14 protein-coding genes are annotated in these 14,982 nt (G+C 70.0%); 8 read left to right on the top strand and 6 right to left on the bottom strand.

Going from position 1 to position 14,982, the window contains the following annotated elements; all coding sequences use genetic code 11:
- Positions 1-1,428: AAA family ATPase (locus tag Q2100_RS23650; protein WP_302916013.1), on the bottom strand; the 1,428-nt coding region annotated here is incomplete at its 3' end.
- Positions 1,425-2,573 carry a metallophosphoesterase family protein gene (locus Q2100_RS23645; RefSeq protein WP_302916012.1) on the bottom strand — a complete coding sequence of 383 codons (1,149 nt, stop codon included), beginning with the start codon at positions 2,571-2,573 and terminating at the stop codon, positions 1,425-1,427. The genes Q2100_RS23645 and Q2100_RS23650, both read right to left, overlap by 4 nt.
- Before the next feature lie 125 nt (positions 2,574-2,698).
- On the opposite strand from Q2100_RS23645, the gene Q2100_RS23640 reads away from it, so the two are divergent.
- Positions 2,699-3,217 (top strand): SixA phosphatase family protein, encoded by a 519-nt coding sequence (locus Q2100_RS23640; RefSeq protein ID WP_302916011.1) that lies wholly within the window; start codon positions 2,699-2,701, stop codon positions 3,215-3,217.
- A gap of 3 nt (positions 3,218-3,220) precedes the next feature.
- Here Q2100_RS23640 and Q2100_RS23635 read toward each other — a convergent pair whose 3' ends face one another.
- Positions 3,221-3,781 carry a DUF3558 domain-containing protein gene (locus tag Q2100_RS23635; protein WP_302916010.1) on the bottom strand — a complete coding sequence of 187 codons (561 nt, stop codon included), beginning with the start codon at positions 3,779-3,781 and terminating at the stop codon, positions 3,221-3,223.
- Entirely contained in the window at positions 3,778-4,362 is a 585-nt protein-coding gene (locus Q2100_RS23630) for a DUF3558 domain-containing protein (RefSeq protein ID WP_302916009.1), read from the bottom strand. Before Q2100_RS23630 ends, Q2100_RS23635 begins: the two co-directional genes overlap by 4 nt.
- 78 nt (positions 4,363-4,440) lie before the next feature.
- Here Q2100_RS23630 and Q2100_RS23625 point away from each other — a divergent pair, with 78 nt between their 5' ends.
- From Q2100_RS23625 to Q2100_RS23615, 3 genes are read left to right on the top strand one after another with little or no spacing between them, the layout of a single operon-like run.
- Positions 4,441-6,177, top strand: a complete 1,737-nt coding sequence (locus Q2100_RS23625) for an ABC transporter ATP-binding protein (protein ID WP_302916014.1) — start codon at positions 4,441-4,443, stop codon at positions 6,175-6,177.
- Entirely contained in the window at positions 6,174-8,078 is a 1,905-nt protein-coding gene (locus tag Q2100_RS23620; protein WP_302916008.1) for an ABC transporter ATP-binding protein, read from the top strand. Before Q2100_RS23625 ends, Q2100_RS23620 begins: the two co-directional genes overlap by 4 nt.
- A 58-nt stretch (positions 8,079-8,136) precedes the next feature.
- The gene (locus Q2100_RS23615; protein ID WP_302916007.1) at positions 8,137-10,302 is read left to right on the top strand and encodes a molybdopterin-containing oxidoreductase family protein; all 2,166 of its coding nucleotides are present in this window, start codon (positions 8,137-8,139) and stop codon (positions 10,300-10,302) included.
- On the opposite strand, the gene Q2100_RS23610 is transcribed toward Q2100_RS23615, so the two are convergent.
- Complete coding sequence (locus Q2100_RS23610) at positions 10,299-10,865, bottom strand: ATP-binding transcription factor AbmR (protein ID WP_264014400.1); 567 nt, start codon at positions 10,863-10,865, stop codon at positions 10,299-10,301. The genes Q2100_RS23615 and Q2100_RS23610 overlap by 4 nt on opposite strands.
- Positions 10,866-10,943: 78 nt before the next feature.
- A complete protein-coding gene (locus Q2100_RS23605; protein ID WP_269892222.1) occupies positions 10,944-11,159 on the bottom strand; it encodes a hypothetical protein in 216 nt (71 codons plus the stop codon).
- A gap of 28 nt (positions 11,160-11,187) precedes the next feature.
- Between Q2100_RS23605 and Q2100_RS23600 the strand changes: the two genes are divergently transcribed.
- The 4 genes from Q2100_RS23600 to Q2100_RS23585 form a co-directional block, all read left to right on the top strand.
- Positions 11,188-12,078, top strand: coding sequence for an AIM24 family protein (locus Q2100_RS23600; protein ID WP_264014402.1), 891 nt, complete (start codon positions 11,188-11,190; stop codon positions 12,076-12,078).
- A complete protein-coding gene (locus Q2100_RS23595; protein WP_302916006.1) occupies positions 12,075-13,655 on the top strand; it encodes a class I adenylate-forming enzyme family protein in 1,581 nt (526 codons plus the stop codon). Before Q2100_RS23600 ends, Q2100_RS23595 begins: the two co-directional genes overlap by 4 nt.
- A 39-nt stretch (positions 13,656-13,694) precedes the next feature.
- A complete protein-coding gene (locus tag Q2100_RS23590) occupies positions 13,695-13,898 on the top strand; it encodes a cation transporter (RefSeq protein ID WP_302916005.1) in 204 nt (67 codons plus the stop codon).
- Positions 13,895-14,982, top strand: a 1,088-nt coding sequence (locus tag Q2100_RS23585; protein WP_302916004.1) for a heavy metal translocating P-type ATPase, incomplete at its 3' end; no start/stop codon positions are given. The genes Q2100_RS23590 and Q2100_RS23585, both read left to right, overlap by 4 nt.

Raw genomic sequence — 14,982 nt, 5'->3', positions numbered from 1 at the left:
GAGGCCGGCCTGGGTCTGCGCGGCCGGTATGCCCGGCACCACGCGCACCGTGAGCACGCCCGGCAGCTCGACCGCGGTGTCGGAGGTGGTGTTCACCGCCCACGTCTCGCCGGCACCGAGCGTGACCGGCTCGCCCGCCACGGCCACCGCCACACCGGCCGCTGCTACGAGTTCGATTCTCGCCGAGGCCAACTCGGCCTGGCTGGCGGCCCGTTCGACGTTCAGCACGGCCTGCTCGACCGTCCGCATCGACGCATCGTTGACCGTGATGCCGGCCAACTCCGAAGCGGTCCGGTCGAGTTCGCGCCGTGTGGCGTCGATCTTGGCCACCCGGGCCGCCAGCCGGTCGGACTCGTCGCGCTGGGTCAGCCTGTCGACGACCGAGCGGGCCGACTCGACGCGCGCCTGGGTGGTCACCACCGCCTCGCGGGCCTTCTCGGCGGCGACCTCGGCCGCCTCGTGCACCTCGCGGGCGGTCGACTCCTCTTCGACGGACTCGGCGACGGCGGTCTGCAGCGCGACCACAGCCGTCCCGCGCTCCTCGACATCGGCCCGTAGCCGGCGCCGTTCGGCCAGCGCCGCAACGGAAGCCGTGTGCGTCTTGGTCGCCGCGTCGGCGATGACATCGGCTTCGGCGAGCTGCCTGCGCAGGGTCGCCACCGCCTCGGCCGCCGCGCGCGACGCGATGAGGCGTGCATGTGCCTGCGCCCGCTGTGCGGCGACCTCGGCGACTTCGGCGGTGAGCGCTCCGTGCCGGGTGACCGCATCGTCGACCTCGGCGACCCGCGCCGCGCACCGGGCCACCTCGGCGTCCGCCGCGTTCAGCCGTTTGGTGGCGGCGGCCCATTCCCCGGTGGGCCGACCGGTGACCGTGAAGTAGCGGGCGTACTCCTCGTCGATGCGGTCGACCAGCAGAGGTTCGGCGCCTGACAGCGTGGCGGCCTCACCGGCGGCGACGTCCAGCGCGCGGGCCAGCGCATCCGACCCGGACAGGTCGACCGCCGCCGTGGACGCCGACTGCAGCACCCGCTGCGCCTGCCACAGCTCGAGATCGACGGTCTCGGCCAGCATCGACCGGACCCGCTCGTGCGCCTCGTCGCCGGAGAGCTGTTCGCGGCGCGGCGCCAGGACGGTCAGTTGCGTCTCGGCCCGCTTGTGGAACCGCTTGCGGTACACGAACCGGTAGGCGCCGGCGGAGATCTCGGCGGTGATCTCGGCGCCGACGTCGGCGTGCGTCGGCTTGACCTGCTTGACCTCCTTCTTCGCGGAGCGGTCCTTGGCCTCCAGCAGCAGGTCGAGCGCCTCGATCATCGACGACTTGCCGACCTCGTTCGCACCGCTGACCACCACCACCCCGTGGTCGGGGAAATCGACTTCGCGATGGGAGATCCCGCGGTAGTTGGTCAGCACCAGCCGATGCAGCTTCACGCCACTCCCCGATCGGTCAGGCGCAAGAGCAGGGCGAGCGCGGCGCGGGCGTCCTCGGCATCGTCGCCGTCGGACCGCGCGGTGGCCACCAGGTCGTCGACGGCGGCGGCGGCGAAACCACCGATGCCGAGGTCGGCGAACTCCCCGTCGGCGGGCATCACGGCGATGTCGGTGTTGCGTTCCCACTCGGTCAGCGCCGCGAATCGCCGGCTGTACCGGTCGAGGCACGCTTCGAGCGCGGCCTTGTCGGTGACGGTCAGCGACCCGGTGAGGCCGAGCCGCACCACGGTGCGTTCCTTGTCCGGCATCAGGTCGAGGTTGATGTCGAGGTCGGCGATGTCGCGGTTGTCGTCGACCGACCGGTTCAGCGACACGAACCGCCACCGGCCGACCCGGCGGGCGTCGATCCGCACCGGCCGCGCGGGATCTGCCTCGTCGACCTCGACGACGAGCACGTGGCCGGGATCGGGTTCGACGTCGTCGTAGTTGGTGACCTCCGGCGAGCCGGAGTACCAGACCCGGCCGGTGGCGCCGACGTCGGTGCGGGAGTGCTTGTCGCCCAACGCCACATAGTGGACGGCGCCGCGGGTGAGGGCGGCCTCGACGGCGGCGAGCCGGATCAGCGACGGCTTGTCGTGCCCGGGGTCGAGGATGTCGACCGCACCGTGGCCGACCACGATGCGGGTGACGTCGTCGGCGGGCAGAACGTCGAGCACGTCGCCGATCAGATCAGTGGTGGGCCGCTTCGACCGCCACGGCGCGGCGACGATCTCGAGCCCCGGCCGCACCTCGTGGACCCCGGCCCGGTCGAGAACCACGACATTGTCCGGGCATTCGGCGAGGAACAGCGCACTGGTGTACACCGATGACGCGTCGAGCGGATCGTGGTTGCCCGGCAGCAGGTACACCGGAATCCCGATGGCGCGCATCGCCTCCAGCGACTGGCTGACCACCTGGGGGGCCAGCTGGTTGTCCTCGAACACGTCACCGGCGACGACCACGAACTCCGCACCCGCATCGGCGGCGAGCGGGCCGATGGCGGCCACCACGTCGCGGCGCGCGGCCGAATACCGTGGCTGCGCCTCGCCGTTGAGGAAGTGCCGGGTCATCCCGAGCTGCCAGTCGGCGCTGTGCACGAATCGCATGTCGGCCCGTCCTTTCCGGCTCGTGATGGGTCCTCGTTTTCGAAGGCATGGCGAGTGTATGACCGCGCTCTGACAAGTCGGCGGACCTCGACCGGCACGTTGCCCGGTGGCCTACCGTGGGGCGGGTGAGCACCCGCTACCGGACACTTCTGCTGCTTCGGCACGCCAAGTCGGACTACCCGCCGGGCGTCGCCGACCACGGCAGGCCGCTGGCGCCCCGGGGACAGCGGGAGGCCGGGCTGGCCGGTGACTGGTTGCGCGCCCACGCCCCCGCCGTCGACGCGGTGCTGTGCTCGACGGCCACCCGGACCCGCGAGACGTTGCAGCGCACGCGCGTCACCGCGCCCGTGCAGTTCTCCGACCGCCTGTACGACGCCACGCCCGGCACCGTCATCGACGAGATCAACGGCGTCGGGTCACGCTTCGACGTGGACGTCGAGACCCTTCTGGTGATCGGCCACGAACCCGCGATGTCGGCGGTGACACTCGGACTGGCCAGCGCCGAGGGCAGCAACAACATTGCCGCACAACACATCTCGGAGAAGTTCCCGACCTCGGCGATCGCCGTGCTGCGCACCGCCTGCACCTGGGATCAACTGGCGCTGCGGGGCGCCGCATTGGTCACCTTCCATAAGGCCCGGTAACGGCTACGAGCTGGTGGCCAGCGTCAGCTCCATCAGCTTGATCGCCATCCCGCACGCGTCGATACCCGGCGACTGCGGGTTGACCCACCAGCCCACCGCGCCACCGGCGTCGCTGGCCACGCCGCACGCGCCGTTCGGGTCGTTGGGCTTCATCACGATCGACGGCACCCCGGCCACCGAGCGCTCCTCGATGTCGTACTGCAGTTCCTGCGCCGTGCGCCGCTCGTTGTCGAGGTCGCCCTGCTCGAACCAGAACCGGGTGATGTCGACCAGGCCCGCGGGATTGGCGGCCTGCCAGCGGCACACCGCGCCGACGAAGGTGCTCTGGATGTCCAGCGGGTCGGCGCCGACGGTCTCGGCGAGGATGTCCTCGGTGAGCACGTCGCACTCCTTGAGCAGGTTGGGGTACTGCCGCTCGGAGTTGTTGTTGCTCGGCCCGCCGCCGGTGCCCTCCTTGGCGGCGGTCCCGTCGACGGTGCGGCTGCAGCCGGTGACGATCGTCAGCGTGGCCAGCAGGGCACCGATACCGGCGAGAACGCGCCTGCCGTGCGGGAACCGCCTCATTTCGAATTCACAATCGACTGACGGGTGAGCTCGCGGGCCACCTGGCACGGATCGGGGAACGGTTTCCGGTCGTAGCTGATCGACCACTCGATGAAGTCGTCGTCGAACTGGATGCCGATCTCGCAGAGGTTGACACCGCCTTCGATCAGGTCCTGGCTGCTGGCGATGAAGCCGTCGTGGCCCTCGATGTTGACGTCCTCGACCGTGTCGCGCGACAGCTCTTCGGTCTTGCGCTCACGCCCGATGGGGCTGCCGCGGAACCAGGTGAAGGAGAAGTGCGGCCCGAGGATGCTCCCGCCGACCAGCCACTGGCAGCCCACCGACGTCTTGGCGGTGTTGACCAGGGTCGGCCGCTCGGTGAGCTGGCTGATCACCTGATCGCTCACCCCGCCGCACTCCGGGAAGAACGGACCGTGCGAGACGTCTTCCTGCGTCTGGGTGGGCCCGGACTGCTCGGGCGAGGACGGCTCCGGGTCGCTGCATGCCGCGAACAGCGGAATCGTCGCCGCAGCCAGTACGGCCAGCGCCCTGGCCGGGCGGGCGCGTCCCGTCGCGCTCGTGCTGGGAGTCACGCCATGCACTGTAGCGGCAGCGTTCCGCCTCAACCACCGACATGCCGGTTGACCTGCAGCTTTCACAGCATGTGCGACAGTATCGAAATGCTCTGGGCGCTGCTGCGACGGTTCGTGCGGCCGTACCGGGGGCTGCTCGGCGTGGTCGCGGCGCTGCAGGTGGTCAGCACGCTGGCCTCGCTGTACCTGCCCACCATCAACGCGGCGATCATCGACGACGGTGTCGCGAAGGGCGACACCGCGACCATCGTCGACCTCGGCATGATCATGCTGGCGGTCTGTGCACTGCAGGTGGCGTGCGCCATCGGCGCGGTGTACTTCGGCTCGCGGGCCGGGATGGGCTTCGGCCACGACCTGCGCGGGGCGATCTTCCGTCACGTCATCGGGTTCTCCGCCGAGGAGACCGCCCGGTTCGGCGCGCCGTCACTGCTCACCCGGACCACCAACGACGTCCAGCAGATCCAGGTGCTGGTCCAGGTGACGGCGACCATGCTGATCACCGCGCCGATCATGTCGGTCGGCGGCATCTTCATGGCCGTGCACCAGGACGCCGGCCTGTCCTGGCTGCTGCTGGTCAGCGTGCCGGTGCTGGCGGTGGCGAACTACTGGATCGTGTCGCGGCTGATGCCGATCTTCCGCAGCATGCAACGGCTGATCGACAACATCAACCGGGTGATGCGCGACCAGCTGTCCGGCATCCGGGTGATCCGCGCGTTCGCCAGTGAGCCGTTCGAACGCGAACGCTTCGCCGAGGCCAGCGGGGCGCTGTCGGAGACCGCGCTGGCGGCGGGCCGCTGGCAGGCGCTGATGCTGCCGGTGACCACGCTGGTCATCAACGTCTCCAGCGTGGCGCTCATCTGGTTCGGCGGCCTGCGCATCGACGCCGGGCAGATGCAGGTCGGCTCGCTGATCGCTTTCCTGTCCTACTTCATGCAGATCCTGATGGCCGTACTGATGGCGACGTTCCTGCTGATCATGTTCCCGCGGGCGTCGGCCTGCGCGGAGCGGATCACCGAGGTGCTGTCGACCACGCCCGGCATCGCCAGCCCCGACGACCCGGCCGGACCCGACACCATCGCCGGTGAGATCCGTATCGACGCAGCCACATTCACCTACCCCGGCGCGGACCGGCCGGTGCTGCAGGACGTCTCGCTCACCGTACGGCCGGGCAGCACCACCGCCGTCGTCGGCTCCACCGGCTCGGGCAAGACCACGCTGATCGCGCTGATCTGCCGGCTCTACGACGCCACGGCCGGATCGGTCAGCGTCGACGGCGTCGACGTGCGGGACTGGGACGTCGAACGGCTGTGGTCGGCGATCGGGCTGGTGCCCCAGCGCGGATACCTGTTCTCCGGCACGGTCGCCGACAATCTGCGGTACGGCAAGTCCGACGCCACCGACGCCGAGATGTGGGCGGCGCTCGAGGTGGGGGCCGCCGACGACTTCGTCCGCGCCCATCCCGACGGGCTCGGGATGCGCGTCGCCCAGGCCGGTGTCAACTTCTCCGGCGGCCAGCGGCAACGGCTGGCGATCGCCCGCGCCGTCATCCGCCGGCCCGCGGTGTACCTGTTCGACGACGCGTTCTCGGCACTCGACGTGCACACCGACGCCCGGGTCCGAGCCGCGCTGCGCGAGGTGTCGGCAGGCGCGACGGTGCTGATCGTGTCGCAGCGCATCTCGACGGTCGCCGAGGCCGACCAGGTGATCGTCGTCGAGGACGGCCGGGTGATCGGCGTCGGCACCCACGAATCGCTGCTCGCGGACTGCCCCACCTACGCGGAATTCGCCGACTCCCAGTCGATCGGTGTCGGGGGCGCGCCATGACCGGACCGCTCGGCCGCCCGTTCCGCGGCGCCATGGCCGCGCCCGCCGAACGCACCCGCGACTTCCGCGGGTCGGCGGTGCGCCTGGTCAAACGGCTCACGCCGCAGCGCGGGCTGGCCGCGCTGGTGATCGGCCTCGGTGTCGGCGGCATCGCGATCGGGGTGATCGGCCCGCGGATCCTCGGCCACGCCACCGACCTGTTGTTCAACGGGGTCATCGGCAGGCAGCTGCCTGCCGGGCTGACGAAGGAGCAGGCCGTCGCTGCGGCCAGGGCGCGCGGTGACACCACGTTCGCCGACCTGCTGTCCGGGATGGACGTCGTGCCCGGGCAGGGTGTCGACTTCGCCGCCGTCGCACGCACCCTGCTACTCGCCCTCGGGCTGTATCTGATTGCCGCGCTGCTGGTCTGGATGCAGGCCCGGCTGCTCAACGTCACCGTGCAGCGCACCATGGTGGCGCTGCGCTCCGATGTCGAGGACAAGGTGCACCGGCTGCCACTGTCCTACTTCGACGCCCGCCAGCGCGGTGAGGTGCTGAGCCGGGTCACCAACGACATCGACAACATCTCGACGTCGCTGTCGATGACCATCAGCCAACTGCTCACCTCGGTGCTGACCGTGGTCGCGGTGCTGGTGATGATGCTGACCATCTCGCCGCTGCTGACCCTGCTCACGGTGATCACCGTGCCGCTGTCGCTGCTGACGATCCGCTGGATCACCCGGCGCTCACAGCGGATGTTCGTCGCGCAGTGGCGCAACATCGGCAGGCTCAACGCCCACATCGAGGAGACCTACAGCGGCTTCACCGTCGTGAAGACCTTCGGCCACCGCGCCGCCGCGCAGGACCGGTTCGACGAGCTCAACGCCGACGCCTACCACAGTGGATTCGGCGCACAGTTCTTCTCCGGCCTGGTGTCCCCGGCGACGGTGTTCATCGGCAACATCAGCTACGTCGCGGTCGCGGTGGTCGGCGGCCTTCAGGTGGCGACCGGCCAGATCACCCTCGGCAGCATCCAGGCATTCATCCAGTACGTCCGCCAGTTCAACCAGCCGCTGACCCAGGTCGCCGGGATGTACAACACGCTGCAGTCCGGCGTGGCCAGCGCGGAGCGGGTGTTCGAGCTGCTCGACGCCGACGAGCAGTCCCCCGAAGCCCCGGTCGATCTGCCCGGTCCGGCCGACCGGCCCGGTCGCGTCGAGTTCGAGGACGTCACCTTCGGCTACCGCCCCGGCGCCCCGGTGATCGAGGACCTGTCGCTGGTCGCCGAACCGGGCAGCACGGTCGCGATCGTCGGCCCCACCGGCGCGGGCAAGACCACACTGGTCAACCTGCTGATGCGGTTCTACGAGGTGGACTCCGGCCGCATCCTCGTCGACGGCATCGACATCTCGACCGTCAGCAGGCAGTCACTGCGGTCGCGGGTGGGCATGGTGCTGCAGGACACCTGGCTGTTCGGCGGCACCATCTACGACAACATCGCCTACGGCAGGCCGGGCGCGGACGAGGACGAGGTGATCGCCGCGGCGAAGGCGGCGTTCGTCGACCGGTTCGTGCACAGCCTGCCCGACGGGTACCAGACCAGGGTCAGCGACGACGGCGGGTCTATCAGTGCAGGCGAGAAGCAGCTCATCACCATCGCGCGCGCCGTGCTGGCCCGCCCGCAGCTGCTGATCCTCGACGAGGCGACCAGCGCGGTGGACACCCGCACCGAGCAGCAGATCCAGCACGCGATGGCCGAACTCCGGCGCGACCGCACCAGTTTCATCATCGCCCACCGGCTGTCGACGATCCGCGACGCCGACCTGATCCTGGTGATGGAGGCCGGCCGGATCGTCGAACGCGGCACACACGCCGACCTGCTGGCCCGCCACGGCGAGTACTGGGCGATGAGCAGGGCCTGAGACTAGGCGTTCCGCTTAACGGTGCCCCAGCCGCGTTACAAACCGTAGGCTCGCCGTAATGAACACGAACACCGTCCACACCTTCTGCAGGTACTGCATGGCGTCCTGCGGGTTGGAGGTGACGGTCGAGGGCAACCGCATCCAGAAGATCTCCGCCGACAAGCAGAATCCCCACAGCTGGCACGACTTCTGCGCCAAGGGCCGCACCGCCAACCAACTGGTCGAGCACCCCCGCCGCATCGTGCGGCCGATGCGCCGGGTGGGTGACTCCTACGTGGAGGAGAGCTGGGACGTGGCGATCCGCGACATCGCCGCGCGGATGAACGCACTGATCGACCAGGACGGGCCGGACGCCATCGGCGCGTACTACGGCAACCCGTCGGGACACTCGTCGTCGAACGTGATGTTCATGAACGCCTGGATGGACGCGGTCGGCACCCGCAGCCGCTACGCCGTCGGCTCGGTGGACCAGAACGCCCTGCACGTGGTCGCCGAAGCGATGTACGGATCGGCGCTGATGGTGCCCGTGTCCGATGTCGACAACTGCGACTACTTCCTGCTGATCGGCACGAATCCCGCGGTGAGCGCCTGGAATTGGCTCGAGACGGTGCCGGGCGGCTGGCGCCGGGCGCTGGCCCGCCAGCAGCGGGGCGCGACCATCGTCGTCGTCGACCCGGTGCGTACAGAGACGGCGGAGAAGGCCGATGTGCACCTGGCCGTGCAGCCCGGTCAGGACTGGGCGCTGCTGCTCGCAATGGTCAAGGTGATCCTCGACGAGGGCCTCGAGCACCGTCGCGACTGCGCCGATCTCGCCACCGGTGTGGACGAGCTGCGCCGCCTGGTGGCCGACGCCGACCTCGATGACCTGGCCATCCGCTGCGGCATCGAACGGTCCCGGATCGTCGGCGCGGCACGGGACTTCGCCGCAGCCCCGGGCGCGATGGTGGTCACCCGCACCGGGATATCGCTGCACGCGGCGGGCACCGTGGGCGAATGGCTGGGTCAGGTGCTCAACGTCATCACCGGCCGGATGGACCGACCGGGCGGGCGGCGGTTCGAGCCGGGCTACTTCGACGCGCTGAAACTGGCCGAGTTGGCCAAGACGGAACCACATACGAGTCGGGTGGCGGGACGGGAGATGGTGGCGGGAGCGCACGGGCTCGCCGAACTGCCCGATGAGATCACCACCCCCGGCCCCGGTCAGATCAAGGCGATGCTGATCAACTGCGGCAACCCGGTGGTGTCGGGTCCCGACGGGAGCAAGCTCGACAAGGCGCTGGCACAACTCGACCTGCTCGTCGTGATCGACCTCGTACAACGCGAGAGCCACCGGCACGCGCACTGGCTGCTCCCGGCCGTGCACTGGCTCGAACGCGACGACCTGCTGGCGTTCACCAGCAACATGCACGACGAACCATTCGTCCAGTACGGACGCAAGGTCGTCGAACCGCCGCCGGACACCCGGCAGGAATGGGAGATCTTCGTCGACCTCGCCCTGGCGATGGACCGGCCGTTGTTCGGCGCCAAGGGCCTCAACCGGTTCATCAGAGCGACGCGCCGCGCAGCGGCGCTGACCCGTCGCCCCGCGGTGGCGTTCGGCCCGCACTGGCTCGACCGTCTCATCGTCCGGATGTCGCGAAAGTTCAACGGCCGCAGGCTCACCTGGCGCGACCTGATGGCCAACCCGCACGGATTGGTGCTGGGGCCGCGCGAGTTCGGTCATTTCAAGGGCGCGCTGCGCACCGACGACAAGATGGTGCACGCGGCGCCGCCCCAGTTCACCGCCCGCGCGCGCGAACTACTGGCGGAGCCGATCCGCGTCGCGCCACAGGAGTTTCCCTTCCAGCTGGGCAACCGGCGCAACCGTCACTCGATGAACTCCTGGCTCAACGAGTTGCCGGGACTGCACCGCTCCGGCAAGGGCAACGACGTGATGATCAACGCCGAGGACGCCGCGACGCTCGGCATCGGCGAAGGCGACCGGGTGCGGGTGTACTCCCCGACCGGCGCCGTGGAACTGGCGGCGACGCTGTCCGACCGGCCCCGACGCGGCATGGTCATCATCGACCACGGCTGGGGCTCACGGATCTTCGATCCGCGCGGCGGCGGGGAGCCCGAGTCGTTCGGCGTCAACCGCAATCTGCTGGTCGACGGCTCGACAGTGGACCCGCTGTCACAGACCTCGACGCTGAGTTCCTGCTACGTCGGGGTGGAACGGGTCTAGACCCCGGGGCCCTCGGCGCGCACGTCGTCGACGGCTGACATCGCCGCGCGCAGCTTCGCCAGCCACTCGTCGGTGTGTTCGCCGACCAGCCGCACCGACCAGGCCAGCGCGTCCGACCGCGAGCGCGCCACACCGGCGTCGACGAGTGTGTCGAGCACCTGGCGTTCGGACTGCCGCAGCCGGGTCATCACCGGAACGGCGATGTGGGTGAACAGGATCCGTTCGGGGTCGGCCGGATCGCCCACCTCGACACCCCAGGAGACCTTGCGGCCGTACCGGGCCTCCGCCTCATCGGCGATCCGCATCCGGTCCTGCCGGGTCTCCTCACGGAACCGGGCCGCCCTGCCCGAGGCGTGGGCGTCACTCTCGCCACCGTCGGGTTCGGGCAGCCGGCCGATGACGGTGATCTCCTCGCGGTCGACGACCACGGTGGGGTCGCCGGCGAACCAGCCTTCCGGCATGCGTCCGGCGATCCAGTCGGAGGCGTCGCCGGCATCGGGTTGTTGGGACTGCTGCCAGCCGCCGGATCGTCCCCGTCGGCCGTGCGTGTGTTGGTGTCTCATGATTACATGCTTACACCGTTACAAGAGCATGCGGCCGCGTTTCACCCCGGGCGAACGCCGCCCTTCTCGAACCTGCTTCTACCTGCGCTTGGACACCAGCGAGTACACCGCCGCGCCACCCGCGAGCACCATTGCCACGAGCAGCAGCGCGGCCCAGCCGGCGCCCGCCAGCCACCACACCAGACCCAGTGCGACGACCGCCGGGGACACCACGAACAGCACCATGCCCGGGTGCTGCTTGAAAACCGCCATCGCGCCCTTGGCCCGGTCCCGGTCTATTTCCTTGCCCGCCATGGCACAAGGATGCCCTAATGTCGTCACGGTGACTGCGCAATGGCTACCGGACCCCGAAGGCCGCTACCAGTACCGCTGGTTCGACGGACAAAACTGGACCGATCAGGTCTCCCATCAGGGCCAGGTGGGCCGCGCGCCACTCGGCGGCGGTGCCGGCGCGCCACCCGACCAGGGCCAGCAGCCTCAGGCCACCGCCCAGGGCGGCCCGCAGTACGGCGGCGCCCAGCAGCAGGCCGCCGGTGACGGCTTCGCGGGCATCACCGGCGATCTGGTCGACGGCCGCTTCAGCGAGAAGGAAGCCAAACCGATCGGCAACCAGAACACCAAGCTTCTGCGGGTGCGCCTCGGCGAGCCGTTCATGGCCCGGCAGGGCTCGATGGTCGCCTACCAGGGCAACGTCGACTTCGCGTTCGAGGGCGGCGGGGCGTCGAAGTTCATCAAGAAGGCGCTGACCGGCGAGGGACTGCCGTTGATGCGCTGCCAGGGCCAGGGCGACGTGTTCCTCGCCGAACGGGCATACGACGTGCATCTGTTGAACCTGAACAACTCCGGGCTGTCGATCAGCGGTAAGAACGTGCTCGCCTTCTCGTCCAGCCTGGACTGGAACATCGAGCGGGTCCGCGGCGGCAGCATCGCCACCGGTGGCCTGTTCAACACCACGCTGCGCGGCACCGGTTGGGTGGCGCTCACCACCGACGGTCCCCCGGTGGTGCTCAACGCCGCCGAGGCGCCGACCTTCGCCGACACCAACGCCGTGGTGGCCTGGTCGGCCAATCTGCAGACGCAGTTGAAGACCAGCTTCAAGGCGGCTGCGCTGATCGGCCGCGGCTCGGGTGAGGCGGTGCAGGTGTCGTTCCACGGCCAGGGCTTCGTGATCGTGCAGCCGTCGGAGGGGGTCCAGATCCCGACCCAGGCATGACCGCGCCGTGGGACAGCGACGTGGTGGCCGGCCGCTACGGCGGCCATGACGGACTGACGTACCGCCGGTCACCGTCGACGTTCGGCGAACTCGTCGACCTCACGACACGCTGGACAGACCGCACCTTCCTGGTGCAGGGCGACCGGCGGATCACCTTCGGGCAGTTCCGCACCGCCGTGTCCGCATGCCGGGAGATTCTGCGGCGCAAAGGGATCGAGCCCGGCCACCGGGTGATGGTGTTCGGGTACAACAGTCCGGAGTGGGTGCTGGCGCTGTGGTCGCTGTGGCTGACGGGCGCTGTGCCGGTGCTGGCCAACCGCTGGTGGAGTGACGCGGAGATCGACCACGCCGTCGGGCTGGTGGAGCCGCGGCACGTCTTCTCGGACACACCGCTGACGACCGACGTGCCCGGCAGCGCACTGCAGGAGCTCAGCACGGCATTCGATGCCACCCCGTCCGCTGAATCCGCACCCCTGCCCGTGAACGACGAGGACGAAGCCGCCGCGGTGCTGTTCACCTCGGGGAGCTCGGGGCTGCCGAAAGCGGTTGAGCTCTCCCGCCGTTCTGTGATCGTGAACCAGCACAACATCCTCGGCCGCACGAATCGCTTCCCGCACCTGCTCGACGCCGACTCACCGCAGGCCGTCAGCCTGGCGTGCACGCCGATGTTCCACATCGGCGGAATGTCCAGCCTGCTCACTCATTTCCTGACCGGCGGCCGGATCGTCCTCACCGAGGGCCGCTTCGACCCGAAACAGGTGATGGAACTCATCGAGCGGGAGCGCGTGCAGATCTGGGGCGCGGTGCCGACCATGGCGGTCAGGGTGCTCGAGCATCCCGACTTCGGGCGCCACGACCTGTCGAGCCTGCGGTCGTGGCCCCTCGGCGGGGCGCCGGTGACCACCGATCTGCTCGACCGGATTCGCGAGAAGCTCCCCAATCTTCGGTCGCGGGGGCTGAGCAACACCTGGGGCATGACCGAGGCGGGCGGATTCCTCACCGTCGCCGACGGCCGCGACCTGCTCGACCATCCCGGCACCGTCGGGCGGCCCTACCCGGTGGTCGAGCTGAAGATCGCCGAGCCGGACGCCGACGGCACCGGGGAGGTGCTGACCCGGTCCCCCACGGTGATGCGCGGATACCTGCGCGGCGGCCGGGTCGACGCCGCGGCCGACGTGGACGCCGACGGCTGGTTGCACACCGGCGATCTCGGCCACCTCACCGCCGACGGCTATCTGTTCATCGACGGCCGCAGCAAGGACGTCGTCATCCGCGGCGGTGAGAACATCGCCTGCCCGCACGTCGAAGCGGCCCTGGCGACGCACCCCGACGTGATCGAGGTCGCCGCGCTCGGGGTGCCCCACCACGAACTCGGCGAGGAGCTGGCCGCGGTGGTGGTGTGCCGGACCGAGGTGCCGCCGCCCACCGAGGAGGAGATGCGTCGTCACCTCGACGGCGTGGTCGCCTACTTCGCAGTGCCGACGCGGTGGCGCATCCGCACCGAACCGCTGCCGACGCTGGCCGGCGAGAAGATCGACAAGAAAGCGCTCCTGCAGGAGTTCCTGGCCGGGGCGTAGCCCGTCGCCCATACCCCCCATGGGTATATACTCGGCAGCATGGGTATGACGCTGAACGTCCGCGGGATGAGCTGTGGCCACTGCGTGGCGGCGATCACCTCGGCGGTGGCGCCGCTGCCGGGCGTCACCGACGTCGCGGTCGACCTCGAACAGGGGCTGGTCACGGTGGAAGGTTCCGCCGACGAGGCGTCGGTTGTGGCCGCCATCGAGGACACCGGCTACGACGTGGACCGCGCGGCATGACTGCCGTCACCCTCGCCGTCGGCGGAATGACCTGCGCGTCGTGCGCCGCGCGGGTCGAGAAGCGGCTCAACCGGATGGACGGCGTGTCCGCCACCGTGAACTTCGCCACCGAGCAGGCCACCGTCGAGTATCCGGACACGGTCAGCGCCGACGACCTCGTCGCGGCCGTCGAGGCCACCGGCTACACCGCGAGCCTGCCCCGCACCGCCATCGACGACCCGGAGCCGGACGACGAGGCGACCGGATGGCGGCGGCGCCTGCTCGTCTCCGCCCTGCTGACCGTTCCGGTGGTGCTGCTGTCGATGGTGCCCGCGTGGCAGTTCGACTACTGGCAGTGGCTGGCGCTCGGGCTCGCCACGCCGGTGGCGACGTGGGGCGCGTGGCCGTTCCACCGCGCGGCGTTGGTGAATCTGCGGCACCGCGCGGCGACGATGGACACCCTGATCTCGGTCGGGGTGTCCGCCGCCTATGGGTGGTCGGTGTGGGCGCTGCTCTTCACCCACGCCGGCACGCCGGGCATGCGGATGTCGTTCGACCTGCTGCCGTCCGGCTTCGAACCCCACCTCTACCTCGAGGTCGCGGCGGCGGTGACGACGTTCCTCCTGGCCGGCCGCTACGTGGAGGCGCGCGCGAAGAAGCAGTCCGGCGCGGCGTTGCGGGCGCTGCTCGACATGGGCGCCAAGGATGTCGCCGTGCTGCGCGACGGGCGGGAGATACGGCTGCCGGTCGACCGACTGACCGTCGGCGACGAGTTCATGGTGCGCCCCGGCGAGAAGATCGCCACCGACGGCGTGATCGTGTCGGGCACCTCGGCCGTCGACGCCTCGATGCTGACCGGGGAGCCGGTGCCGGTGGAGGTGGCGCCCGGCGACGCGGTGGTCGGGGCGACGGTCAACGCCGGCGGCCGCCTGCAGGTGCGCGCCACCCGCGTCGGCGCCGATACTCAACTGGCACAGATGGCGCGACTGGTGGCCGAGGCGCAGAGCGGCAAGGCCGACGTGCAGCGGCTCGCCGACCGGGTGTCGGCGGTGTTCGTCCCGGTGGTCCTGGCCGTCGCGGCGCTCACGCTGGCCGGCTGGCTGCT

Origin of the sequence: Mycolicibacterium arseniciresistens, assembly GCF_030519285.1 — a bacterium.
Lineage (GTDB): Bacteria > Actinomycetota > Actinomycetes > Mycobacteriales > Mycobacteriaceae > Mycobacterium > Mycobacterium arseniciresistens.
The sequence above is the reverse complement of the archived record's forward strand: the minus strand, read 5'-3'. Positions and strand labels throughout refer to the sequence as shown.

What these genes read in the sequence shown, in the direction of transcription:
- Q2100_RS23645 (WP_302916012.1), bottom strand. Translation starts at nt 2,573, where the DNA reads ATGCGATTCGTGCACAGCGCCGACTGGCAGCTCGGGATGACCCGGCAC.
- Q2100_RS23635 (WP_302916010.1), bottom strand. Translation starts at nt 3,781, where the DNA reads ATGAGGCGGTTCCCGCACGGCAGGCGCGTTCTCGCCGGTATCGGTGCC.
- Q2100_RS23625 (WP_302916014.1), top strand. Translation starts at nt 4,441, where the DNA reads ATGCTCTGGGCGCTGCTGCGACGGTTCGTGCGGCCGTACCGGGGGCTG.
- Q2100_RS23620 (WP_302916008.1), top strand. Translation starts at nt 6,174, where the DNA reads ATGACCGGACCGCTCGGCCGCCCGTTCCGCGGCGCCATGGCCGCGCCC.
- Q2100_RS23615 (WP_302916007.1), top strand. Translation starts at nt 8,137, where the DNA reads ATGAACACGAACACCGTCCACACCTTCTGCAGGTACTGCATGGCGTCC.
- Q2100_RS23610 (WP_264014400.1), bottom strand. Translation starts at nt 10,865, where the DNA reads ATGAGACACCAACACACGCACGGCCGACGGGGACGATCCGGCGGCTGG.
- Q2100_RS23605 (WP_269892222.1), bottom strand. Translation starts at nt 11,159, where the DNA reads ATGGCGGGCAAGGAAATAGACCGGGACCGGGCCAAGGGCGCGATGGCG.
- Q2100_RS23595 (WP_302916006.1), top strand. Translation starts at nt 12,075, where the DNA reads ATGACCGCGCCGTGGGACAGCGACGTGGTGGCCGGCCGCTACGGCGGC.
- Q2100_RS23590 (WP_302916005.1), top strand. Translation starts at nt 13,695, where the DNA reads ATGGGTATGACGCTGAACGTCCGCGGGATGAGCTGTGGCCACTGCGTG.